This window comes from Acidovorax sp. KPB24-03 (assembly GCF_057546605.1).
Window position 1 is genome coordinate 1 of sequence record NZ_BAAJYR010000704.1, and the last position, 1,168, is coordinate 1,168.

At 73.1% G+C, this 1,168-nt stretch carries 1 protein-coding gene; it reads right to left on the reverse strand.

What is annotated here, in order from left to right:
* Positions 1 to 1,033 (reverse strand): FIST signal transduction protein (locus AC27KI_RS25345; RefSeq protein WP_487116556.1); only part of this gene is annotated, 1,033 nt, incomplete at its 3' end.
* Positions 1,034 to 1,168: the final 135 nt, after the last annotated feature.

A 1,168-nucleotide genomic window follows, 5' to 3' on the forward strand; every position in this document is an offset into this window, starting at 1 on the left:
CCGACGGTGCGGGCAGGGTCTCGGCCTCCTCGGGCGTGAGTTCCTCGCGGATCTCGGCGCAGATGCGCATCAGGTCGGCGCGGGCCGCCGCCACGTTGCGCTGGCAGAACGCCAGGCGCATGCCCTCTTCCACCTGGTCGGCCAGGGCCACGCCGCGGCGCGTGGCGTCGAGCCCCACGATGTGGCGCACCCGGGTGTCCGTGCCGAAATGCCCGGCCCGGCCGAGCGGCTGCACGCCGGCATCCACCAGGCCCGCGAGCGTGGCCCGCACTTCGCGCAGCGCGGGCTGCGGGTCACCGTCCAGCGAGATGTGCAGCGTGTCCAGCAGCGCATCCAGCGCCGGCTGGCCGTCGAGCGCCAACACCACGTTGTCCTGCGCCTCGGTGATGGTGCACAGCGGCCCCACGGGCTGGCAACCCTGCGTGACGCGCGACAGCAGGCTCACGCCCTCGCTGAAGGCCACGCCCGACAGTCCGCCGTCGAACACGCCGCGCGCGCCGCCCTGCCCCGCGATGTTGCCGTTGCCGCCCACGGCGAACTGCACGCTCGCGTTGCGGCTGGCCGACAAGCCGCCGAACAGGTAGCCGGTGGCCGTGCGGTCGGCCATTTCATCGATCAGCTCGGCCAGGTCGGGCGTGCGGCCGTCCGCGTGCACGAGCGCCGTGTGCGCGACGAACCCGCTGGCCGCATTGCGCGCCAGGGGCGCCACGCCGGAGAACACGCGGTACTGGTCGGACCGCAGGTCCAGCAGCATGACGGACAGCGCCGGCTCGTCGAAGTATTCAGCGTTGTTGGCCGCCACGCCCACGCCCACGGTGCCGCTCCAGTCGGTCACCTCGGGCAGTTCGGCCGACACGAAGTCGAGCAGGGCCTGCGCCTCGTCCGCATAGTGATCGGTGATGTAGAGCACCCCCAGGGTGGGCGCGCTGGCGTACTGCGGCAGCGCCATCTGCGCGCGCAGTTGCGCCAGCACCAGCGCGGCCGCCATGCGCCACTGGGGATGGGTGGCGTGGCCGTTGGGAAAGAGTTTCATGGTCGGTGGCAAAGGTCGCGGCGGCCCGCTGCGCGGGCGGCCATGTCAGAAAAAAGTGCGGGTGGTGGCGGTCACTGGCCCGTCCGCTTGCGCGGCGCGGCGGACCTGGCTGCGGCCGGCGCGGCGGTGCGCCGG